This is a genomic window from Cellulomonas pakistanensis, from assembly GCF_016862755.1.
GTDB classification, from domain to species: domain Bacteria; phylum Actinomycetota; class Actinomycetes; order Actinomycetales; family Cellulomonadaceae; genus Cellulomonas; species Cellulomonas pakistanensis.
The window spans coordinates 79,804-102,658 of the sequence record NZ_BONO01000006.1; the positions used below are offsets into that span (position 1 = coordinate 79,804).

At 77.5% G+C, this 22,855-nt stretch carries 16 protein-coding genes and 1 pseudogene; 11 read left to right on the forward strand and 6 right to left on the reverse strand.

What is annotated here, in order from left to right; genetic code table 11:
- The first annotated feature begins 32 nt into the window (after window positions 1–32).
- The 7 genes from Cpa01nite_RS05715 (at window position 33) to Cpa01nite_RS05745 (ending at window position 10,619) form a co-directional block, all read left to right on the forward strand.
- Window positions 33–1,721, forward strand: a complete 1,689-nt coding sequence (locus Cpa01nite_RS05715; RefSeq protein ID WP_239068555.1) for a GTPase domain-containing protein — start codon at window positions 33–35, stop codon at window positions 1,719–1,721.
- The gene (locus tag Cpa01nite_RS05720) at window positions 1,718–3,283 is read left to right on the forward strand and encodes a GTPase (RefSeq protein ID WP_203667779.1); all 1,566 of its coding nucleotides are present in this window, start codon (window positions 1,718–1,720) and stop codon (window positions 3,281–3,283) included. Before Cpa01nite_RS05715 ends, Cpa01nite_RS05720 begins: the two co-directional genes overlap by 4 nt.
- Window positions 3,284–3,478: 195 nt before the next feature.
- The gene (locus Cpa01nite_RS05725) at window positions 3,479–4,003 is read left to right on the forward strand and encodes a single-stranded DNA-binding protein (protein WP_203667780.1); all 525 of its coding nucleotides are present in this window, start codon (window positions 3,479–3,481) and stop codon (window positions 4,001–4,003) included.
- Window positions 4,004–4,374: 371 nt separating this feature from the next.
- Entirely contained in the window at window positions 4,375–6,057 is a 1,683-nt protein-coding gene (ettA, locus tag Cpa01nite_RS05730; RefSeq protein WP_203667781.1) for an energy-dependent translational throttle protein EttA, read from the forward strand.
- A 203-nt stretch (window positions 6,058–6,260) separates the two neighbouring features.
- Window positions 6,261–8,312 (forward strand): dynamin family protein, encoded by a 2,052-nt coding sequence (locus Cpa01nite_RS05735; protein WP_239068556.1) that lies wholly within the window; start codon window positions 6,261–6,263, stop codon window positions 8,310–8,312.
- Window positions 8,309–9,943: a GTPase gene (locus Cpa01nite_RS05740; protein WP_203667782.1), complete on the forward strand. Its 1,635-nt coding sequence runs from the start codon at window positions 8,309–8,311 to the stop codon at window positions 9,941–9,943. Before Cpa01nite_RS05735 ends, Cpa01nite_RS05740 begins: the two co-directional genes overlap by 4 nt.
- A gap of 133 nt (window positions 9,944–10,076) precedes the next feature.
- Window positions 10,077–10,619, forward strand: a complete 543-nt coding sequence (locus Cpa01nite_RS05745; protein WP_203667783.1) for an acyl-CoA thioesterase — start codon at window positions 10,077–10,079, stop codon at window positions 10,617–10,619.
- Window positions 10,620–10,849: 230 nt separating this feature from the next.
- Here Cpa01nite_RS05745 and Cpa01nite_RS05750 read toward each other — a convergent pair whose 3' ends face one another.
- Complete coding sequence (locus tag Cpa01nite_RS05750; RefSeq protein WP_239068557.1) at window positions 10,850–12,541, reverse strand: SDR family oxidoreductase; 1,692 nt, start codon at window positions 12,539–12,541, stop codon at window positions 10,850–10,852.
- A 94-nt stretch (window positions 12,542–12,635) separates the two neighbouring features.
- Here Cpa01nite_RS05750 and Cpa01nite_RS05755 point away from each other — a divergent pair, with 94 nt between their 5' ends.
- Window positions 12,636–13,319 (forward strand): O-methyltransferase, encoded by a 684-nt coding sequence (locus Cpa01nite_RS05755; RefSeq protein ID WP_203667784.1) that lies wholly within the window; start codon window positions 12,636–12,638, stop codon window positions 13,317–13,319.
- An 18-nt stretch (window positions 13,320–13,337) separates the two neighbouring features.
- Here Cpa01nite_RS05755 and Cpa01nite_RS05760 read toward each other — a convergent pair whose 3' ends face one another.
- The 3 genes from Cpa01nite_RS05760 to Cpa01nite_RS05770 all read right to left on the reverse strand — a co-directional run bounded on the left by Cpa01nite_RS05760 (window position 13,338) and on the right by Cpa01nite_RS05770 (window position 15,826).
- Window positions 13,338–14,333 (reverse strand): DNA topoisomerase IB, encoded by a 996-nt coding sequence (locus Cpa01nite_RS05760; RefSeq protein ID WP_203667785.1) that lies wholly within the window; start codon window positions 14,331–14,333, stop codon window positions 13,338–13,340.
- A gap of 77 nt (window positions 14,334–14,410) precedes the next feature.
- Complete coding sequence (locus Cpa01nite_RS05765) at window positions 14,411–15,310, reverse strand: acyl-CoA thioesterase (protein WP_373307337.1); 900 nt, start codon at window positions 15,308–15,310, stop codon at window positions 14,411–14,413.
- A gap of 21 nt (window positions 15,311–15,331) precedes the next feature.
- A complete protein-coding gene (locus Cpa01nite_RS05770) occupies window positions 15,332–15,826 on the reverse strand; it encodes a globin (protein WP_203667787.1) in 495 nt (164 codons plus the stop codon).
- A gap of 106 nt (window positions 15,827–15,932) precedes the next feature.
- On the opposite strand from Cpa01nite_RS05770, the pseudogene Cpa01nite_RS05775 reads away from it, so the two are divergent.
- Window positions 15,933–16,193 (forward strand): annotated as a pseudogene (locus tag Cpa01nite_RS05775) (PTS sugar transporter subunit IIB); the annotation flags it as partial.
- A gap of 87 nt (window positions 16,194–16,280) precedes the next feature.
- On the opposite strand, the gene Cpa01nite_RS05780 reads toward Cpa01nite_RS05775, so the two are convergent.
- Together Cpa01nite_RS05780 and Cpa01nite_RS05785 are read right to left on the reverse strand one after the other, a co-directional pair.
- On the reverse strand, window positions 16,281–17,282 hold the full coding sequence (locus tag Cpa01nite_RS05780) for a mechanosensitive ion channel family protein (RefSeq protein ID WP_203667789.1): 1,002 nt from the start codon (window positions 17,280–17,282) through the stop codon (window positions 16,281–16,283).
- Between the two features lie 198 nt (window positions 17,283–17,480).
- Window positions 17,481–19,724, reverse strand: a complete 2,244-nt coding sequence (locus Cpa01nite_RS05785; protein WP_203667790.1) for a prolyl oligopeptidase family serine peptidase — start codon at window positions 19,722–19,724, stop codon at window positions 17,481–17,483.
- A gap of 141 nt (window positions 19,725–19,865) precedes the next feature.
- On the opposite strand from Cpa01nite_RS05785, the gene malQ reads away from it, so the two are divergent.
- Complete coding sequence (gene malQ / locus Cpa01nite_RS05790; RefSeq protein ID WP_239068558.1) at window positions 19,866–22,019, forward strand: 4-alpha-glucanotransferase; 2,154 nt, start codon at window positions 19,866–19,868, stop codon at window positions 22,017–22,019.
- A 40-nt stretch (window positions 22,020–22,059) separates the two neighbouring features.
- Window positions 22,060–22,671, forward strand: a complete 612-nt coding sequence (locus Cpa01nite_RS05795) for a P-loop NTPase family protein (RefSeq protein ID WP_203667791.1) — start codon at window positions 22,060–22,062, stop codon at window positions 22,669–22,671.
- Window positions 22,672–22,855: the final 184 nt, after the last annotated feature.

Here is a 22,855-nt window from a genome sequence, read left to right on the forward strand (position 1 = left end):
CCGCCCCCGCGTTCACACGAGAGGATGACGCCGTGAACGTGCAGGCGGAGAGCTCGGCGGCGCGGGACGTCCTCGACCGGCCGCTCGCCGCGACGTCCCTGCTCGACGCCCTCACCGACCTCCTGCGCGACGTCCGGTCGACCGAGTTCCCGCTCGAGGTGCCCGGCGTCGTGGCCGCGCGCGCGTCCCGGGTCCGCCTGGTCGACCAGCTCGCCGACCACCTGGTGCCGCGGCTGCGGCAGCTGTCCGCGCCGGCGATCGTCGTGGTCGCGGGGTCGACCGGCGCGGGGAAGTCGACGCTGGTGAACTCGCTGGTCGGGACCGAGGTGACGACCGCCGGCGTGCTGCGGCCGACGACCCGCCGTCCCGTCCTGGTGCACCACCCGGAGGACGCCGAGCTGGTGCGCGAGCACCCGGTGACCGACGCCGTCGAGGTCGTCGCGTCCGAGCGGGTGCCGCGCGGCGTCGCGCTGATGGACGCCCCCGACGTCGACTCGCTGGAGGAGGCGAACCGGCGCTCGGCGCACCGGCTCCTCGAGGCGGCGGACCTCTGGCTGTTCGTGACGACCGCCGCCCGGTACGGCGACGCGCTGCCCTGGCGGGTGCTGGCGGGCGCGACCGAGCGCGGCGCCTCCGTCGCCATGGTGCTGAACCGCGTCGACCCGGCGTCGCTGCCGACGGTCCGCGGCGACCTGCTGGACCGGCTGCGCGCGCACGGCATGCAGGGCTCGCCCCTGTTCGTCGTGCCCGACCTCGGGCCGCACGAGGGGCTGCTCGACCAGGCGCTCGTCGCGCCGATCACGCGCTGGCTGACGATGCTCGCGGGCCCCGACCGGGCGCGGACGGTCGTCGCCCGGACGCTGCGGGGGTCGTTCGCCGCGCTGCGGCCGTGGGTCGACGAGCTCGTCGACGCGGTCGAGCGGCAGGCGGAGGCCGCCGGCGACGTGCGGGCCGCGCTGGACGACGCCGTGCGGGCGCCCGCCGAGGACGCCCGCCGGACCATCACCCGCGGCGCCGTGGCGCAGGGTGCGGTGCAGGCGCGCTGGACGGAGCTGACCGCGCCGGGCGCCGCGCTGGCGGGCGTGCTGCGTGGCGGCGGCCGGGTGGACCGTTCGCGCCGCGCCGGCCGGGACCGCGCCGCCGCCGTCATGCCGCTCGTGCAGGACCTGGTGTCCTCCGCGAGCGCGACGCTGTCGGCGATCGGCGCCGCCACCGAGACCGCGCTCCGCGACACCCTCGCGAGCGGGTCGACGGCGCGCTCGGCCGCGGAGCTCTGGCCGACGGCCGACCGGGCCGCGGACCGGCCGCGGGAGGTCGAGCGGGCGGCGCGCGACTGGGTGGGTGCTGCCGTCGAGGTGCTGACCTCCGAGCCCGCCGCCCCCGCGCCGGCGGGCGATGACCGGGTCGCGCGCCGCGCCGCCGCGAAGGGCGCGAAGCGCGCCGCCGCCGCGCAGCGCGCGCTCGGCGACGAGGGCCTGGCCGCGCTCGCGCTGGCGTCCGCCGCCGGGCTGGAGTCCGCCGACCGGATGCTGGTGGACCTGCTCGGCGAGCGGGGCACCGAGGTGGCGGCCGTGCTGCGCGACCGGCTCGCCGAGCACGCCGCCGACCAGACCCGGCGCGAGCGCGACGCGGCCGTCGCCGTGCTGGACCGACCGGCGCTGGCCGCGGACGCGGCGTCGACGCTGCGGCTGCGCCTGGCCGTGATCAAGGGGCTGACATGACCGAGCCGCGCACGGGCGCGACGCCCGCCGACGACGCACCGACGACCGCGGCGGACGGCGCCGCGGTGCCCCCGGTCGAGGCCGACCCGCGCAGCGACACCGCCGCGCTCACCCGCCGCCTCGCACGGCTGGACGAGGCGCTGGCGGTGGGTGGCGACCGCATCGACCCGGCCGTCGCCACGCGCGTCCGCGCGATCGGCGACCAGGTGCGGTCGCGGCTGGCGCTCGGCGTCGACCACACCGTCGTCGCGCTGCTCGGCGGCACCGGCTCCGGCAAGTCGAGCCTGTTCAACGAGATCTGCGGGCTCGAGTTCGCCGAGGTCGGCGTGAAGCGGCCGACGACCTCGCAGCCGACCGCGTGCGTGTGGGGGACCGGCGGGGAACGGCTGCTCGACTGGCTCGACGTGGCGGACGACCGGCGGATCGAGCGGGAGAGCGCCCTCGACGGCGACACCGAGGCGCCGCTGCGCGGGCTCGTGCTGCTCGACCTGCCCGACCACGACTCCATCGAGGACGCGCACCGCGAGGCCGTCGACCGGCTGCTGCCGATGGCCGACCTGCTCATCTGGGTCGTCGACCCGCAGAAGTACGCCGACGACTCGCTGCACTCCGGCTACCTGCGCGGGCTCGTCGGCCACGAGGGCGCGATGCTCGTCGTGCTGAACCAGGTGGACACCGTGCCGGCGGAGCAGCGCGAGGCGCTGGTCGCGGACGTCGGGAGGCTGCTCGCCGCCGACGGGCTGGAGGGCGTGCCGGTCCGCGCCACGTCCGCGCGCACCGGCGAGGGGGTCGCCGAGATGCGGGACACGCTCGCGGAGGTCGTCGGCCGGCAGAGCCTCGCCGCCCGGCGCGCGTCCGCCGAGATCGCCGACGCGGCGCGGCTGGTGCAGGGCCAGGTCGGCGACGAGGAGCCGCCCGCCGACGCGCTCGACGTCACCCCGGTCGCCGTCACGCTCGCGCACGCCGCGGGGCTGCCGGCGCTCGCCGACGCGGTCGCCGCGGTGGTCCGCGGCAGCGCGACGACCGTGCCGGAGCTCGTCTCCGTGCAGTCCGGGACCGTCGCGCTCGCCCGTTCGCAGTGGACCGACGCGGTGACCGCGCGGCTGCCGCGCCGCTGGGTGGAGTCCGTGCGCGGCGCGCTGTCCGGGACGGACGACATCCGGGCGGCGGCCGACGAGGCGCTGTCGAAGGTCGCCGTCGTGACGCGGCGGTCGCGGCTCGCCGTCGCGCTGCTCGTCCTGGCCGTGGTGCTCGGCGTGGGGGCGCTCGCTGCCGCGGGCGCGGGCGCGTGGCGGACCTGGGGCGAGGGGACGGGGCCGGAGGAGCTGCTGCGGATCGCGTGGCCGCTGGCCGCCGGGCTCGCGGTGCTGGCCCTGCTCTGCGCCTGGCTCGCGGTGCGGGCGCGGCGGTCGGCCGCGGCGCGCCGCGCCGAGCGGGTGCGGCGGGACGGGCGCGAGGCGCTCGAGGGCGTCGCCCGGCAGTGCCTGGCCGAGCCGACCGCGACGGTGCTCGCGGCGCACCGGCGGGTGCGGGAGCTCGCCGCGGGGGCGCGGGAGGGCTGAGGTCCGGTCCCCGTCGCGGGGTGGCGGCGGGCGGTCGTGCGGGACGCCGAGCGGGCGGCGAGTCCTCCACAGGGGCGGGGGTCTGCGTCGTCCCCAGGACCGGGGCCGCGCGTCGTCGCGGCCGGCGTCCGGTGCGGCAGCGTCGTGCCCACGGCCGGCCCGTCGGGGCGCCGGCCCCGGGCACCAGGAGGACGCATGGCGGTCAACGAGCTCTCGGTCACGGTGGTCGGCTGGGTCGGCAGCGACCCGGTCTGCTACCGCGACGACGGGCAGGTCCCGTTCACCAAGTTCCGGCTCGCGAGCACGCCGCGGGTGTACGACCGGGACCAGGACGGCTACGTCGACGCCGACACGAGCTGGTTCACGGTCAAGACGTTCCGGCACCTCGCGCTCAACGTCGCGGAGGCGGTGCGCCGGGGCGAGCCGGTGGTCGTGCACGGGCGGCTCCGGCTGGCCGACTGGGTCAGCCCGGAGGGGCTGCCGCGCACGACCGCCGAGCTCACCGCCGACGCGGTCGGGCACGACCTGTCCCGCGGGACGACCCGGTTCACGCGCACCGTGCACCACGCGCGCACGGCGGCGGGGGCCGACGGGGAGCGCCCGCCCGCGGGCGGCGACGGCGCGGTGCCGGCGGCGGCCGAGGCGCAGCCCGTCGACCTGAGCCGCGCGGTCGAGCTGCCGGACGACGACGACGGCCCGGCGGCGGCGCTGACCGCGTGACCGCGGCGGGCGGGTCGCCGCGCTCCGGACCCGGGCGGTCGGGCCCGGCGGCTCGGTCGGCCCGGCGCCTCGGTCCCGGCGCCTCGGTCCCGGCGGCTCGGTCGGCCCGGCGCCTCGGCCCCGGCGACCTGGCGGCTCGGCACCGGCGGCGGGGCGGCTCGCACTCCGCGGCCCGGCGGCTCGGTCCCCGCGGGCCGGATCGCCTAGGCTGGGGGATCGCGCCGTCGCCCGGCGCCGCCCGCCCGCACCGGCCGCGCCCCACGCGCGCCGGCTGCCCCCGCGGACGGCCGCCGCGACGAGCCGGCACCCGCGAGGGCGCCCGGCGCGCGCGACACCGGACAACCGACGACCCCGAGGCGGACGAGAAGCCAGTGGCTGAGTTCATCTACAGCATGTACAAGGCGCGGAAGGCGCACGGCGACAAGGTCATCCTCGACGACGTCTCGCTGAACTTCCTGCCCGGCGCCAAGATCGGCGTCGTCGGGCCGAACGGCGCGGGCAAGTCGACCATCCTCAAGATCATGGCCGGGCTGGACCAGCCGTCGAACGGCGAGGCGCGGCTCAGCCCGGGCTTCACGGTCGGCATCCTCCAGCAGGAGCCGCCGCTGAACGAGGAGAAGACCGTCCTCGGCAACGTCCAGGAGGGCGTCGCCGAGATCAAGGGCAAGATCGACCGGTTCAACGAGATCTCCGCCCTGATGGCCGAGCCCGACGCGGACTTCGACGCACTGCTCGCCGAGATGGGCCAGCTGCAGGAGGCCATCGACGCCGCCGACGCGTGGGACCTCGACGCCCAGCTCGAGCAGGCGATGGACGCCCTGCGCTGCCCGCCGCCGGACGCCGACGTGTCGGTGCTCTCCGGTGGTGAGCGCCGCCGCGTCGCGCTGTGCAAGCTCCTGCTCGAGAAGCCGGACCTGCTGCTCCTCGACGAGCCCACCAACCACCTTGACGCCGAGAGCGTGCTCTGGCTCGAGCAGCACCTCGCGACCTACCCCGGCGCCGTCCTCGCGGTCACCCACGACCGGTACTTCCTGGACCACGTCGCGGAGTGGATCTGCGAGGTCGACCGCGGCCGGCTGTACCCGTACGAGGGCAACTACTCCACGTACCTGGAGAAGAAGGCCGCCCGCATGGAGGTGCAGGGCAAGAAGGACGCCAAGCTCGCCAAGCGCCTGAAGGACGAGCTCGAGTGGGTCCGCTCCTCGGCGAAGGGCCGCCAGGCCAAGTCGAAGGCCCGCCTGGCCCGCTACGAGGAGATGGCGGCGGAGGCCGACCGGACCCGCAAGCTCGACTTCGAGGAGATCCAGATCCCGCCGGGCCCGCGCCTGGGCAGCGTGGTGCTGGAGGCCGAGAAGCTCGAGAAGGGCTTCGGCGAACGCGTCCTCATCGACGGCCTGAGCTTCACGCTGCCGCGCAACGGCATCGTCGGCGTCATCGGCCCGAACGGCGTCGGCAAGACCACGCTGTTCAAGACGATCGTGGGCCTGGAGCCGCTCGACGGCGGCTCGCTCAAGGTCGGCGAGACGGTGTCGGTGTCCTACGTCGACCAGTCGCGCGGCGGCATCGACCCCAAGAAGACGCTCTTCGAGGTCGTGTCCGACGGGCTCGACTTCATCAAGGTCGGCAACGTCGAGATGCCGTCCCGCGCCTACGTCGCCTCGTTCGGCTTCAAGGGGCCGGACCAGCAGAAGCCCGCGGGCGTCCTGTCCGGTGGCGAGCGCAACCGCCTGAACCTCGCGCTCACCCTCAAGCAGGGCGGCAACCTGCTGCTGCTCGACGAGCCCACCAACGACCTGGACGTCGAGACCCTCGGCTCGCTGGAGAACGCCCTGCTGGAGTTCCCCGGCTGCGCCGTCGTGGTCTCCCACGACCGGTGGTTCCTCGACCGGGTGGCGACGCACATCCTGGCCTACGAGGGCACCGAGGAGAACCCCGCGAACTGGTACTGGTTCGAGGGCAACTTCGCCTCGTACGAGGAGAACAAGGTCGCCCGCCTCGGCGCCGACGCGGCCCGGCCGCACCGCGTGACCTACCGCAAGCTCACGCGCGACTGACCGACCCCGCACCACCGCGCCGGCCGCCGCTCCCCCCGGGGACGGCGGCCGGTGGCGTCCCGGCAGGTGGGGGACTGCCGCGGCCGGCAGAGCGGCCGGCGTCCCGGCGGGTGGGGGACGGCCGCGGGCGGCGAGGCGGCCGGCGTCCCGGCGGCCGACGTCCCGGCGGGTGGGGGACGGCCGCGGGCGGCAGGATGGGCCGCATGGTCGACGACACCCCCACGCCGGCTGCCGCCGCGGTGACCGGCGCGGACGCCGCCCTCGCGGACGCCCTGGAGCGCCTGCACGCCCGGCTCCGCGACCTCGCCCTGCCGCTCGACGCCCCCGGCGCCGCGCAGGCCCGCGCCGACCGCCGCGCCGCGCTCGACCAGCTCGACGACTACCTGCTGCCGCGCCTGCGCTCCGTCGGGGCGCCGCTGCTCGTGGTGGTGGGCGGCTCGACCGGCGCCGGGAAGTCGACGCTGGTCAACTCGCTGCTCGGCGAGCGGGTCAGCGACCCGGGCGTGCTGCGGCCGACCACCCGGTCGCCGGTGCTGGTGCACCACCCCCTCGACGGCGGCTGGTTCACGGGCGACCGGGTGCTCCCCGGGCTGGCGCGGCTCGTCGGCGACCGCGGCGCCGCGGACGGGGCGGGCCCCGAGGGCACCGCGGCCGTCCGCCTCGTGCCCAGCGCCGCCCTGCCGCGCGGCCTCGCGCTGCTCGACGCCCCTGACGTGGACTCGGTGGAGGAGGCGAACCGCCGCCTGGCGGCCCAGCTGCTCGCGGCGGCCGACCTCTGGCTGTTCGTCACCACCGCCGCGCGGTACGCCGACGCCGTGCCGTGGGACCTGCTGCACTCGGCCGCGGAGCGGCACGCGCAGGTCGCGCTGGTCGTCGACCGGGTGGACCCGGGCGCCGAGCCGGTCGTCGCGGATCTGCGCCGGATGCTCGACGCGAACGGCCTGGGCGGTTCGCCGCTGTTCGCGGTCGAGGAGGGGCTGGGCGACGACGGGCTGCTGCCCGAGGCCGCGGTCGGCGAGGTCGCGGCCTGGCTGTCCGACCTCGGCGGGGACGCGGCGGCGCGGCGCGCGGTCGCCGTCGCGACCCGGGACGGCGTGGTCGACGACCTGGCCCGGCGCGGCGTGCTGCTCGCGCAGGCGGCCGACGCGCAGGTGGTGGCGGACGCCCGGATGCGGGACGCCGTCGCCCGCGCCTACGCCGACGCGGCGACGCAGGTGGCCGTCGCGACCTCGGACGGCGCCATGCTGCGCGGCGAGGTGCTGGCCCGCTGGCAGGAGCTCGTCGGGACCGGCGACCTGCTGCGATCCGTCGAGCGCGGGGTCGGGCGGGTGCGCGACGCGGTCGTCGGGTTCCTCCGCGGGCGCCCCGCGGCCACCCCGCCGGTCGAGCAGGCCATCGCCCACGGGCTCGCCGCGGTCGTGCTGGACGCCGCCGACGCCGCGGCCGAGCGCACGCACGCCGCCTGGCGCGGCGACCCGGCGGGCGCCGCGCTGCTGCCCGACCTCGGCCTGTCCCGGTCGTCGGCGTCGCTGCGGGCGGACGTCGACCGGGAGATCCGCGGCTGGCAGTCCGACGTGCTCGAGCTGGTCGGCGAGCAGGGGGCGCAGCGGCGCGGCACGGCGCGGGCGCTGTCGTTCGGCGTCAACGCGCTCGGGGTGAGCCTCATGGTGCTGGCGTTCGCGTCGACGGGCGGGCTCACGGGCATCGAGGTCGGCATCGCCGGCGGGACGGCGGTCGTGGCGCAGAAGCTGCTGGAGGCGGTGTTCGGCGACGACGCGGTGCGCCGGCTGACCGCCGCGGCGCGCGAGCGGCTGGACGCGCGGGTGCGCGGCGTCCTCGACGGCGAGGCCGCCCGGTACACGTCGCAGCTCGACGCGCTGGTGGTGTCCGGCGGGGAGGCGCTGCGGTCGGCGGCGCTCGCGGTCGAGGCGGCCGCGCGGGGCGAGCGGGCCGGGCGCGGGGCGGACGACGCCGAGGGTCCGGACGGGGCCGCGGGTGCGCCCACGCCGGGCGGTGCGCTCGCGCCGGGCGGTGCGCTCGCGTCGGGCGGTGCACCTGCGCCGGCCGGGCACCCCGCGGCGAGCCTGCGGGGCGCGGAGCGGTGGCGTGCGACGGGGTCGCGGGGTGGTCCGCGCGTCCCGGGCGCCGGTGGCGCGGGCGCGGCGGCCGGCGGGGACCCGTCCGCGGCCGGTGACGCCGAGCGCCCCCGTGGCGGATTCTGGCGCCGGCTGCTCGGCCGGGAGGACCGCGGATGAGCGTCCCCCTGCACGACCGCGTCGCCGCGCTGTCCGCGGCCCTCGACGCGGGGGAGGGCCGGCTGCCCGCCGACGTGCTCGTCGACGGCCGCGCCGTGCTCGCCCGGGTCGGCGAGCGCGCCGCGCTGTCCGCCGAGCACACCGTCGTCGCGCTGGCCGGCGCCACCGGCTCCGGGAAGTCGTCGCTGGTGAACGCGCTCGTGGGCGAGGAGGTCGCGGTCCCGGGCGTGCAGCGGCCGACGACCGGCGAGGCGCTGGCGGCCGTCCGCGGGCCGGGGGCGGAGCCGCTGCTCGACTGGCTGGGCGTGCGTCGGCGGCACGGGCTGCCGCCCGGGCCGGGCGCGGCCGGGTCGCGGCTCGTGCTGCTCGACCTGCCCGACCACGACTCCGTCGTCGAGGCGCACCGGCTGCGCGCGGAGCACCTGATCGAGCGGGTCGACCTGCTGGTCTGGGTCGTCGACCCGCAGAAGTACGCCGACGCCGCGCTGCACGAGCGGTACCTCCGGCCGCTGGCCCGGCACGCCGACGTGGTGGTGCTCGTACTCAACCAGGCCGACCGGCTGGGCGCCGCGGAGGTCGACGCGGTGCTCGCCGACCTGCGCCGGCTGGCGGCGGAGGACGGGCTGCCCGGCGTCCGGGCGCTCGCCGTGTCCGCGCGCACCGGTCAGGGCGTCCCCGCGCTGCGCGACCTGCTGGACGACGCGGCCGAGCGCCGCCGCGCGGCCACCGCCCGGATGACCGCGGACGTCGAGGTCGTCGCCCGCCGGGTGCTCGACGCGTGCGGCGCCACGCCCGGGCGCCGCGGGGGACGCGGTGCCGGCGCCGACGCCGGGGTGCCCGCGCTCGCCGAGGCGCTCGCGGAGGCGGCCGGCGTGCCGGTGGTGGTCGAGGCGGTGCGGCGGGCGGCCGTGCGCCGGTCCGCCGCGCACGCGGGCTGGCCGCCGGTGCGCTGGCTCGCGCGGCTGCGGCCGGACCCGCTGCGCCGGCTGCACCTGGCGACCGGGACGGCGCGGGGGCGGGGCGGAGCCGGGGAGCCCGAGCCCGGGACCGTCGAGCGCACCTCGCTCCCGCCCGCCGGCCCCGCCGCGCGCGCGGCCGCGTCGTCGGCGGTGCGGCGGTACGTCGACGGTGCGACCGCCGACGTGCCGGACGCGTGGGCGCTGGCCGTCCGGGACGCGGTGGGCACGGGCGACCTCGCCGACGACCTGGACCGGGCCGTCGGCGGGACGACGCTGCTGCCGGCGCGGCCGGGCGCGTGGGTGCGGGTGGCCGGCGCGCTGCAGTGGCTGCTGCTCGCGGCGGCCGTCGCGGGGGCGCTGTGGCTCGGGGTGCTCGCGGGGATGGCGTACCTGCAGCTGCCGCAGCCCCGCACGCCGGAGTGGGGGCCGTTCCCGGTGCCGACCGCGTTGCTCGCCGGCGGCCTGCTCGCGGGCGCGCTGCTGGCCCTGCTGGCGTCGGCGGTGGCGCGGCTGCTGGCCCGCGCGCGGGCCCGGGCGGCGAGGGTGCGGCTGCTCGCCGCGGTGACGCGGGTGGCCCGGGACCGGGTCGCCGACCCGGCGGCGGCGGTGCTGGGCGACCTCGCGCGGTGCCGGGAGCAGGCGCGGCGGGCGGCGGGGGAGCGCGGGCGCTGACCCGGGGCGGGGTGCGGCGCCGGCGCGGGTGCGCGCGACGCCACACCGCCCCGGCGCCCCCGCCGTCCGCCGTGGGGGCAGGATGCTGGGTCGGGGCGACCGCACGGCCGCCCGTCGACAGGACGGAGGACGGATGGCCAGGCTCCGGGTGCCGGTGCAGCTGCGCTGGTCCGACATGGACGCGTACGGGCACGTGAACAACGTCGAGCTGCTGCGGCTGCTCGAGGAGGCGCGGATCGAGGCGTTCTGGGCGCACCCCGCGCCCGCGGACCCGCTGGGCGACGCCGGCCCCGCGTCGGGATCCGACGCCGCTCCCGCCGACCGCGAGGCCTGGCCGACCGCGGTGCTCGACGCCGGCCCGGGCGCGCGGACGGCCACGCTGGTCGCCCGGCAGGAGGTCGAGTACCTGCGCCCGCTGGGCTACCGCCGGACGCCCGTGGTCGTCGACATGTGGATCGGGCACCTCGGCGGCGCGAGCATCGACGTCTGCTACGAGGTGCACGACGCGTCCCCGGACGGGTCCGCCGCCGGGCCCGGGCCCTACGCCCGCGCGGTCACCACGCTGGTGCTGGTCGACGCCGCGAGCGGCGCCCCGCGCCGGATCGGCGAGACCGAGCGCGCGGCGTGGCTGCCCTACGTCGAGGACCCGCCGACGTTCCGCCGCCGCGGCCGCTGACGCGAACCCGCGCGCCGAACCCCCGCCCCCGCACGCCGAACCCCCGAACCCGCACCCTCGCACCCCGTGCCTCACGCCGAGCTTGCAGAAGGTGCGGGGTTCAGCGTCGGGAAGTCGACATCTTCTGCAAGCTCGGCGCACGGGGGCGAGCGCGGAGCGGACGCGGGACGGGCGCGACGAGGGGTCGCGGCGGGGTGCGCGGCCGGCTCGCAGCCGGGGCGCGCCGGGCGTCAGCGCGGCAGGTCCCGCCGCGAACGCTCCGCCGTCTCCGCCGCTCGCGCGATGTTCCGCTGCATCCCGCCGAACACGATCCCGTGGAACGGGTACACCGACCACCAGTACAGCTGCCCGAGCAGCCCGTGCGGGTGGAACACGGCTCGCTGCGCGAACCGGGTCGGCGGCGTCGTCCAGCGCTCGGGCGACACATCGTCCGGCCGCGCCGACCCCGCGTCGCCCTGCCGCTCCGGGGTGTCGCCGTCGGGCTCGACCCGCAGCTCCAGCCACGCCAGCCCGGGCACCCGCATCTCGGCGCGCAGCCGCAGCAGCCGGCCGGGCTGCACCTCCTCGACCCGCCAGAAGTCCACCGCGTCGTCGACCACGAGCCGGCGCGGGTCGCGGCGTCCCCGGCGCAGGCCCGGTCCGCCGACGACCCGGTCCATCAGCCCGCGCACCCGCCAGGCGAGCGACCACGAGTACCAGCCGCGCTCGCCGCCGACCGACTCCAGCACCCGCCAGAGCGCCGCGGGGGACGCGTCCACCTCGACGCTGCGCGCGTCCTCGTAGAGCGAGCCGCCGGCCCAGTCCGGGTCGGACGGCAGCGGCTCGGACGGCGCGCCGGGCACGCCCGCCGACGACCAGCGGGTCGTCACGTCGGCCTCGCGGATCCGGGCGAGGGCCAGGCGCAGCGCGCGCGGGAACGAGATCAGCCCCTCGGGCGGGTCCGGCACGTACTGGGCGATGTCGTGCTCCTCGCAGACGACCTCGTGCACCAGCGACTCCACCAGCGGCCGCGCGATCCCGGACGGCACGGGGGTGACGAGGCCGACCCAGTGGCTCGACAGGCGCGGAGTCAGCACCGGCACCTTGACGATGATCCGCCGCGGCAGCCCGGCGGCCTTCGCGTAGCCCTGCATCATGTCGCGGTACGTCAGGACGTCCGGTCCGCCGATGTCGAACTCGCGGCTCACCTCGGGCGGCATCGACGCCGACCCGACCAGGTAGCGCAGCACGTCGCGGACGGCGATCGGCTGGATCCGGTTGTCCAGCCACTTCGGCACGGTCATCGCGGGGAGCCGCTCGGTGAGGTAGCGCATCATCTCGAATGACGCCGATCCCGAGCCGAGGATGACCGCCGCGCGCAGCACGGTCGTCGGCACGCCCGAGGCCAGCAGGATCTCGCCGACCTCCTTGCGGGACGCGAGGTGCGGGGACAGGTCCTCGGTGTCGGGGGACAGCCCGCCGAGGTAGACGATCCGGCCGACGCCGGCCTCGCGCGCCGCGGCGCCGAACGTCAGCGCGGTGCGGCGGTCCCGCTGCTCGAACCGGCGGCCCGAGCCGAGCGAGTGGATCAGGTAGTACGCCACGTCCGTGCCGTCGAGCGCCGCGCGGATCTGCTCCGGGTCGGACGCGTCGGCCTGGGCGACCTCGACGGCGTCGTACCAGGGGCGGCCGCGCAGCCGCTCGGGCCGCCGGGCGATCGCGCGCACCCGGTAGCCGGCGGCGAGCAGCTCGGGCACGAGGCGGCCGCCGACGTAGCCGGTGACGCCGGTGACGGCCACGAGCGGGGCGTCGGGGCGCGGCCGGCCGTCCTCGCCGACGCCGGGGACGATCCCGGGCAGCGTGCGGGCGACGGGCTCCGGCAGGAGGTCGTCGGCGGTGGGCGCGTCCGCGCTCGGGCTGGTCACGGCGGGGTCCTGGGGCACGTCCGCAGTCTCCGACGGCCCGATCGCGCCCGCATCCGGGGGAGCGGGTGGATCGACCCCCTCGACCGGGAGCCGCGGGTGCATGATCGGGGGCATGGGGGAGCACGGGTCGGGGGAAGCGGGCTGGTCGGCGGTCGAGGCCTACCTGGTCGAGGAGCTGGTGCCGGAGGGCGCCGCGCTGGTCGCGGCGCGGGACGCCGGGCGCACGGCCGGGCTGCCCGCGATCGAGGTCGCGCCGACGGAGGGGAAGCTGCTCTGGTTGCTGTGCCGGATCGCCGGGGCGCGCCGCGTGCTGGAGTTCGGCACGCTCGCCGGGTACAGCACGCTGTGGTTCGCCGACGCGGTCGGGCCCGAGGGGCACGTGACGACGCTCGAGATCGACCCCGCGCACGCCGCCGTGGCCCGGGACAACTTCGCCCGGGCGGGCGTCGCCGACCGGGTGCGGCTGCTCGAGGGCGCCGCGGGTGACTCGGCCGAGGCGCTGATCGCGGCCGGCGAGGAGGCGTACGACCTCGTGTTCATCGACGCCGACAAGCCGAGCAACGCGCGCTACCTCGACCTCGCGGTCCGGCTGGCGCACCCGGGCACGGTCGTCGTCGTCGACAACGTCGTGCGCCGCGGTGCCGTGGCGGACGCGGCGACCGACGACCCCCGGGTCACCGGGTCGCGCGCGGTGCTGCACGCCATGGGCACCCACCCGCGCCTGGACGCCACGGCGCTGCAGACCGTCGGCGCGAAGGGCTGGGACGGCTTCGCCCTGGCCCGCGTCCGCGACTGACGCCGCGGCGCCGGCCGCTCAGGACAGCAGCGCCAGGGTCTCCTTCTCGGCGACCGCCTGGGACCGGGTCGGGCGGATGGTCGCGCCCTGGGCCCACAGCTCGACGACCCGCGGGTCGATGTACGACGCCCGGCACACCGCCGGGGTGTTGCCGAGCTCGTGCGAGACCGCCTTGACGACCGCCGACACGACGCGCCGCTGCCCGCGCTCGGACCGCGGCGCCTCGCCGGACGCCGCCAGCCCGCGCGCGGCGAGCACCGTCGCGTGCCAGGTGCGGAAGTCCTTCGGGCTGGCGTCGTCGCCGAGCCGGTGCTTCACGTCGGCGCCCACCTCGGCGCTGGTGATGTCGTGCCAGCCGTCGTCGTCGCGCCAGGCCAGCAGCTCCGGCCCGCCGCCGCGCCGCCGCAGCAGCGTCCCGACGAGCTCCGCGACCTGCGCGTCCTCCACCACGACGTCGCGGATCTGGCCCGACTTGGCGGGGTAGTGGAACCGCACGGCGGTCTCGGCGCCGTCGTCGTCGGCGAGCACCTGCACGTGCTCGCGGCGCAGGGTCGCCAGGCCGTAGGAGCCGTTCTTCTGCGCGTACCCCTCGCCGCCCGCCCGGAAGTACGCGAGGTCCAGGAGCCGGAAGGCCAGCGCCAGCGCCTTCGCCCGGGGGAAGCCGGGCAGCGCGAGGTCGCGCCGCACGGACCGGCGCGCGGCGGGGAGCCGGCGGGCGACCTCGAGCACGTGGTCGTGCTTGAGCCGGTCGCGGCGCCGGCGCCACTGCTCGTGGTACAGGTACTGCCGCCGCTGCGCGTCGTCGAGCCCGGCGGCCTGGATGTGGCCGTTGGGCCACGGGCTGATCCACACGTCCTGCCACGCGGGCGGGATGGCCAGCGCGACGATCCGGTCCAGGTGCTCCGGGTCGCTGATCCGCGTCACCCGGTCCACGTCGAGGTAGGAGAAGCCCCTCCCGGCGCGTCGCCGCGTCCACCCCGGGGAGTCGATCCGGACCCGTCGCAGCCTCACCACCGGGACACTGTGCACCGCGCCCCGGCGGCCCGCCAGCGGAGCGTGGGCGGCGCCGGGACCGCTCCGGCGCCCCCGCGTCAGGCGGTCGGGACCCGGACCATGCCCTCCTGGGCGATCGTCGCGACGAGCGCGCCCGACCGGTCGAACACCCGCGTGCTGCCGAGGCCGCGGCCGCCCTGGGCGGACGGGCTGTCCTGGTCGAACAGCAGCCAGTCGTCGACCCGGACGTCCCGGTGCCACCACATGGCGTGGTCGAGGCTCGCGACGGACAGGCCCGGCGTCAGCCAGGACAGGCCGGCGCGGCGCAGCACCGGCTCGAGCATGATCTGGTCGCAGGCGAACGCGAGCAGCGCGCGGTGCAGCAGCTGGTCGGCCGGGACGGCGCCCTTCGCGCGCATCCACACCCGCTGCCGGCCCTCGGGCGTCGGGGCGGGGCCGAGGTAGAGCGAGCCGCCGACGTGCCGGACGTCGAACGCGCTCTCGTGCGTCCAGAACCGGGCGACCGGGTGGTCGAGGTGGCCCATGCGGTCCATCGCGGACTCGACGTCCTCGGGCGCCGGGACGTCGGGGGCCGGCTCGGTGTGCTCGATGCCGGGCTGGTCCTCCTGGAACGACGCGATCATCGACAGGATCGGGTCGCCGTCCTGGGCGGCGTGCGTGCGCCGCGCGGAGAACGACCGGCCGTCCCGCAGCCGCTCGACCGCCAGCTCGATCGGGGTGGCGACGTCGCCGGCGCGCAGGAAGTAGCCGTGCAAGGAGTGCGGCAGCCGGCCCTCGGGCACGGTGCGGCCCGCGGCGACCAGCGCCTGCGCGATGACCTGGCCGCCGAACACGCGACCGCCGGGCTTGGGCAGGTTCGCGGCGGTGAACGCGTCCGGGCCGGAGCCGGCGGCGACGTCGAGGACGCCCAGCAGCGCGGTGATCGGGTCGGACGGGGCGTCGGTCGTGGCGGGGGCTGCGTCGGTCACGCGGGCCAGCGTCTCACGCCCGCGGGGGCGTCAGCGGCCGGCCGTGTTCACCAGCGAGTGCGCCGCGCGCTCCAGGTAGTCCCACAGCGTCGCCTCGTACATCGGCGCCAGGCCGAGCGCGTCGACCGCCGCCCGCATGTGCCGCAGCCACCGGTCCCGCGCGTCGAAGTCGACCGCGAACGGCATGTGCCGCATGCGCAGCCGCGGGTGCCCGCGCTCCTCGGAGTAGGCGGTCGGGCCGCCCCAGTACTGCTCGAGGAACATCGTCAGCCGGCGCTTCGCAGGCTCGAGGTCCTCCTCGGGGTACATCGGCTTGAGCACCGGGTCGGTCGCGACGCCGTCGTAGAACGCGTCGACCAGGCGGGCGAACGTGACGTGCCCGCCGACCGCCTCGTAGAACGACTCGCGGCGGCGCGCCTCGCCGCTGCCCTCGGGCGCGGGGGAGACCGCGGCGGGCAGGGACGGCGCCGGCGCCGCCGCGCTGAGCGGGAGGGTCGGCCGGTCCGGGCGGGGCTGGTCGGTCATGGACGCCAGTCTCCCACCGCCGCGCGGGGCACCCGCGCCGGTGGCCGGCTCGCGCGGACTACGCTGAGCCCCAGGCCGACGTCCGCGACGACGGCGGCGGGGGCAGGTCCGGCAGAACAGCACGACGGGGGTTCCAGTGAGCAAGGCAGAGCAGATCCTGGTGGCGCTCGGCGGCGGCGGCAACGTCGTCGACCTCGAGCCCTGCATCACGCGCCTGCGCGTGGAGGTCACCGACCCGCAGCGGGTCGACGACGACGCCCTCAAGGCGACCGGCGCGTTCGGCGTCGTGCGCTCCGGGCGCATCGTCCAGGTGATCGTCGGCCCCGAGGCCGACAACCTCGCCGCGGAGCTCGACGGCCTGCGCTGACGCGGTCCGCGCACGACGACGGCCCCGGCCGCCGCCGCACCCCTCCGAGGGGCCCGGTGGCGGCCGGGGCCGTTGCCCGTCCGCTCGTCAGTCGGTCGCGGGCTCGTCCGTCGCCGACACGCGCTCGCGGTGCGCCTCCAGCGCCTCGCGCTGCCCGGCGAGGGGGATGTCCGCGGCCTCGAGCGCCTCGCGGACCGCGGTGCGCAGTGCGCGGGCGACCGCCCACTGCCGGGCCGGCGCGGTGCGCTGCACGAGCTTGACGGTGACGGCGTCGAAGGACAGGTCCTCGGCGGTGGTCACGGTGGCGGACCCCTCCATCGACTGGCCCAGCGACGGGTCCTCGGCGAGCCGCGCGGCCGCGCCGACCAGGACGTCGCTCACCCGGTCGAGGTCGGCGAAGTAGTCGACCTTCACCTCGACGACGGCGTTGGCCCAGCCCTGCGTCTTGTTGCCGACGCGCAGCATCGAGCCGTTCGGGACGTACCAGAGGGTGCCGTCGGCGTCGCGGATCTTGGTCACGCGCAGGCCGACCGACTCGACCGTGCCCTGCGCCGGGCCGACGTCGACGACGTCGCCGACGCCGTACTGGTCCTCGAGCAGCATGAACATGCCGGACAGGAAGTCCTTCACCAGGCTCTGCGCGCCGAAGCCGAGCGCGACGCCGACGATCCCGGCGGACGCGATGAACGGCGCGATGTTGACGCCGACCTGGTCGAGCACCGACAGCACGACGATCGTGCCGATGACGATGCCCGCCGTGGAGCGCAGCACCGAGCCGATGGTGCGGGCGCGCTGGGTGCGCCGGGCCGTCGCGATCGGGTTCACCTTGCGCAGCGCGTTCGCCACCTCGGCGCCGCCGAGCGGCTTGGCGATGCCGCGCTGCAGGAGCGAGGAGCCGTCGGCGATGTGCTCGGTGACGACCTTGATGAGGCGCCGGACGACCAGCAGGGCGATCGCGCCGACGACGACGATGATCGCGATGCGCAGGCCGGGGCCGAGCAGCCAGTCGACGAGGGCGTTGGCGTTGGTCGCGAGCTCGGCGCCCGGGTCGACCGCGGCCGGCAGGGAGGGGAGGGACGAGACGATCACCGGTCCACGCTAACGAACCCGCGGCGGCGCCCGCGCCGCGCCCACGCCCCCCGCACGGGACCCTCACACGCCCCGGAGCGCGGCCGCGCGGCGGCCCGCCGCGAGACCCACTGATCCGTCCGACCGCCACGCGCGCGGCGGGTGGTCTCGGGCGGATCAGTGGGTCTCGGCGAGGTACTCGCGCGGCGCCCGCATGCGTCAGCCGCGCCGCAGGGCCGCCGCCAGGCCCGTGCGGTCCGCGACGAACTGGAGCTGCTCGACCGCGAGGGCCACCGTGCGCGACAGGGCGCGGCCGCCGTGGCCGACGCCCTTCTCGCGGCGGACCAGGACCGGCGCCTCGTCGACGCTCCTCGCGGTCGCGGCCTGCAGCGCCGCCCCGAGCTTGCGGGCGTGCAGCGGGTCGACCCGGGTGTCGCCGTCGAAGATCGTGAACAGCGTCGCCGGGTACGCGGTGCCCTCGACCACGCGGTGGTACGGCGAGTACGACAGCAACCAGTCGAGCTCGCGCGGGGTGTCGGCGTCGCCGTACTCGTCGGTCCACGTCGTCCCGAGGCCGAACTTCTGGTAGCGGACCATGTCGAGCAGCGGGGCCGAGCAGACGACCGCGGCGAACGTCCCCGGCCGCTGGGTCAGCGCCGTGCCGACGAGCAGGCCGCCGTTCGACCCGCCCCAGCAGGCGAGCCGGTCGGTGGTCGTCCAGCCCTGGTCGACCAGCAGGTCGGCGACGGCGTGGAAGTCGTCGAACACGTGCTGCTTGTTCCCGCGGCGCCCGGCGCGGTGCCACTCCTCGCCCTCCTCGCCGCCGCCGCGCAGGTTGGCGACCACGTACACGCCGCCCGCCTCGACCCACGCGAGCGTGGTGGCGGAGTACGCCGGGTCGAGCGAGATCTGGAAGCCGCCGTAGCCGTAGAGGATCGTCGGCGCGGGGGCGAGCGGCCGGCCGTCGGCGTCGAGCGCGTCGGCCCGCGCGACGACGAACGCGCGGACCTCGGTGCCGTCCGCGCTGGTCGCGACGACGCGCTGCACCCGGACGTCCGGCAGGTCCACGACGGCCCCGGGCGGGGCGGCCCACAGCGTCGTGGTCCCGGCGTCGGCGTCGAACCGGTGCACCTCGGTGACCGTCGTGTGGTCGGTGTACGAGAACCACACGTCGGGGCCGCCCTCGGGCCGGGTCACCAGGCCGCCGGTCGACCCCAGCCCGGGCAGGTCGACGGCGCCGGCCGCGCCCGCCAGCCGCTCGCCGGTCGCCGGGTCGTGCACGGTGATCTCGCTGACCGCGTGCCGGCGCCACGCCGCGACGAGCCGCCGCGGGGTGGTGTCGTCGCCGCCGCCGTCGGTGAACGCCACGTCCTCGAGGACCGCCTCGGGGTCCTCGGCGAGCAGGGTCGTCCAGTGCGGGACGCCCGGCTCCTCGGGGTCGGCGACCGCCAGGCGCCCGCGGTCCGCGTCGAGCGTCGTGTGCAGGTACAGCCGGCCGTCGCGGCCGACCCACGCGCCGATCTCGGCGTCGTAGCCGACGGCGACCTCGCGGAACGCGGGCACCGCGCCCGGCTCGACGGCCGACAGGTCCGCGATCCACACGTCGGTGCGCGGCGCCGTGCCGGCGGACGCCGAGACGATCAGCCAGCGCCCGTCGCGGGACACGGAGACGCCGTAGTAGTTCGTCATGTCGAGGCCGTCGCCGAACACCTCGACGTCCTGCGCGGCGTCGGTGCCGACGACGTGCCGCCAGACCCGGCGGTGGTACTGCTTCTCGCCCTCGGGCAGCAGGTCGGGCGCGAGCCGGCGGACGTAGAAGAACGAGCCGCCGCCCGGCTCCCACGCGACGGGGGAGTATCGCGCGCGGTCGACCGGGCCGTCCACGAGCGCGCCGGTCGCGACGTCGAGCACGTGCAGCACGCTCTCCTCGGTGCCGCCGTGCGACACCTGGTAGGCGATCAGGTCGCCCTCCTTGCTCGGCTGCCACGCGTCGAGCGTCGTGGTCCCCGCGGGGTCGAGCGCCACCGGGTCGACCAGGACGCGCTCGCGCTCGCCGCCGGGGGCGTCCGGGTCGGGCTCCGCGACGACGACGACGGCGTGCTCCTGGTCGCCCGTGCGGCGGGAGAAGAACCGGCGCCCGCCGCGCCACGCGGGCACGCCGACGAACCCGGCGCCCAGCAGCTCGCGCAGCCGGGCGGTGAGCGGGCCGGTCGCGAGGGGGCCCTCGGCCAGGTCCCCGGCGGTGACGCGGGCGCGGTACGCGGCGTACAGGTCGTCCTGCGCGGTCGACCAGGCCTCGGTCTCCGCGTCCTCGGCGTCCTCCAGCCAGCGGTACGGGTCGGCGACGGCGCGCCCGTGCAGGTCGTCGACCAGGTCGAGGCGGCGGGCGGCGGGGTAGCCGGCGGCGGTCGGGGCGGGTGCGGCGGACTCAGCCGCGGCGGTGGCGGAGGGCTCGGCGGTCATGCGCGCCACCCTACGGCGCGCCCGGGCCCACCCCGGGGGCGCGGCCCCGGCGGCGGCACGCGTCCGGCCGCACCGGCCCGCACCCGCGCCCACCAGCGCGGCCGCCCGGCGTGAGTGCTGCCGCTCTGGCAGGATCGCCGTGTGGCAGAGCGCACATCCTCCGACCCCCTGCTGGACCTCGCGCGGGCGCACGGCGTCGCGACGGAGTTCCAGGAGTTCAACGGCGGGATGCGGCAGGTCGACGCGCCGACGCTCGTCTCCGTCCTCGGCGCGATGGGCGTCGACGCGTCCAGCCCCGAGCGGGTCGAGGTCGCGCTGCGGCACGCCGCGGACGCCCCGTGGCGCCGCGTCCTGCCGCCCGTGGTGGTGGTGAGGCAGTCCGACGAGACCCAGGTGCCGGTGCACGTCACGCACGGCGACCCCGTGCAGGCGTGGGTGGAGGTCGACGGCGCCGAGGGCCGCGGCCGGCGCGCCGCCGGGGCGGTCGCCGAGCGGATCGAGCTGGCGCAGGCGGACGTCCTGGTGGAGCCGCGCACGGTCGACGGGCGGGAGGTCGGCCGGGCGACGTTCGTGCTGCCGCCGGGCCTGCCGCTCGGCTGGCACCTGCTGCGCACCTCCGGCCCGTCGGGCGAGGCCGCCAGCCCGCTGGCCGTGACCCCCGACCGGCTGGAGCTGCCCGGCGCGCTCGACGAGAAGCGCGCCTGGGGCCTCATGGTGCAGCTGTACTCGGTGCGCTCGCGGGCGTCCTGGGGCGCGGGCGACCTGCGGGACCTCGCGGACCTCGCGTGGCTCTCGGGGCACGAGGCGGGCGCGCAGTTCCTGCTGATCAACCCGCTGCACGCCGCCGAGCCGGTGCCGCCGCTCACCCCGTCGCCGTACCTGCCGACGACCCGCCGGTTCGTCAACCCGCTGTACCTGCGGGTCGAGGACGTCGCCGAGACCGCGTACCTGTCGTCGGCCGACCGGGCGCTCGTCGAGTGGTCGGCCGAGCAGGCGCTCGCGCTGGACTCCGACGACGGCCCGATCGACCGCGACGTGGTGTGGGCGGCCAAGAAGGCCGCGCTCGAGGTGGTGTTCGCGGTGCCGCGGTCCGCCGCCCGGCAGTCCGCGTTCGACGACTTCCGGCGGCGCGAGGGCCGCGGGCTCGAGGACTTCGCCCTCTGGTGCGCGCTGGTCGAGAAGCACGGCCCGCCGCCGTGGCCGGCCGACCTCCGTGACCCCGCCGCGCCCGGCGCCCTGCGCGCCCGCACCGAGCTGGCCGACCGGGTGCAGTTCTTCTGCTGGCTGCAGTGGCTGTGCGACCAGCAGCTGGCGACGGCGCAGCGCACCGCCCACGAGGCCGGGATGTCGATCGGCGTCATGCACGACCTCGCCGTCGGCGTGCACCCGGTCGGCGCGGACGCGTGGGCGCTCGGGTCCGTGCTCGCGCGCGGCGCGTCGGTCGGCGCCCCGCCGGACATGTACAACCAGCAGGGGCAGGACTGGTCGCAGCCGCCGTGGCACCCCGCGGAGCTGGAGCGGGTCGCCTACCGGCCGTACCGCGACATGCTCCGCACCGTGCTGCGGCACGCGGGGGCCGTGCGGATCGACCACATCATCGGGCTGTTCCGGCTGTGGTGGATCCCGCAGGGCAACAGCCCCGCCGACGCCACCTACGTCGCCTACGACCACGACGCGATGATCGGCATCCTCGCGCTGGAGGCGCACCGGGCCGGCGCCGTCGTCATCGGCGAGGACCTGGGCAACGTCGAGCCGTGGGTCCGCGACTACCTGCACGAGCGCGGGGTGCTCGGCACGTCGATCCTGTGGTTCGAGAAGGACGCCGACGGCCGCCCGCTGCCGCCCGACGACTACCGGCGGCTCGCGCTGTCGTCCGTCACGACGCACGACCTGCCGCCGACCGCCGGCTACCTGGCCGAGGAGCACGTCGCGCTGCGCGAGCGGCTCGGGCTGCTCACGGAGCCGGTCGAGCAGGTGCGCCGTGCGGCGCGGGCCGAGCGCGAGGAGATGCTGGCGGTGCTGCGCGAGCGCGGGCTGCTCGGCGACGACCCGACCGAGCGCGAGGTCGTCGAGGCCCTGCACCGGTACGTGCTGCGGACGCCGAGCGTGCTCGTCGGGGTGTCGCTGGCCGACGCGGTGGGCGAGCGCCGGGCGCAGAACCAGCCGGGGACCGACCAGGAGTACCCCAACTGGCGGGTGCCGCTCGCCGACGGGGCCGGCCGGCTCGTCATGCTGGACGACCTGTTCACCAACGCGCGGCTGCGGTCGCTCGCGGCGGTGCTGGCGGAGGGCTGACGCCGGCTCGCCGCGCCGGGCGGCTGGCTAGGCTGCCCGGATGACCACCCCCTGGCCGCCCCGACGCGTCCGGGTGGTCGGCACGAGCGGCGCGGGCAAGACGACGTTCGCCCGCGCGCTCGCCCGCCGGCTCGGCGTCCCGCACCGCGAGCTCGACGCGGTGTTCTGGGGGCCGGGCTGGCAGCTGCGGGACCGCGACGAGGCGCAGGGCGTGCTGCGGGCGTTCCTCGCCGGGTCGCCCGGCGGCTGGGTCGTCGACGGCAACTGGAACTCCCGCCGCGGCGCGCTCGGGGACGACGCCGACGTGGTGGTCTGGCTCGACTTCCCGCGACCGCTCGTGATGGCGCGGGTCGTGCGGCGGACGGTCGGGCGCGGGCTGCTGCGCCGCGAGCTGTGGCACGGCAACCGGGAGCAGCTCCGCAGCCTCGTGCGCCGCGACCCGGAGGAGAACATCGTGCTCTGGGCGTGGACGAGCTTCGCCCGCACCCGCGAGGCGTACACCGCGGAGGCGGCGCGGGGGACGGTCCCGGTGGTCCGCCTCCGGTCGCCGCGGCAGGCGCGCCGCTGGCTGGCGTCCCTCCCGGCCGCGGCGCCGGTCCTTGCGAGCCGGGCCGCGCCGCCGTCGCCCGACCGGGACCCCGCGCCGAGGTAGTGCGTTCGCGCCGACGTAGTGCGGTGGAACGCACGACCTCGCGTGGAACGCGCTACCTCGCGTGGGCCGCATAACATCGCGCTCGCAGGTCTCGCGCGTCCGGGCACGCCGAGTTCGGTGGGTCCCGCCGAGTTCGGTGGCGGGAAGCACCGACGTCGGCGGCAGGTACCGAAGTCGCCGGGAC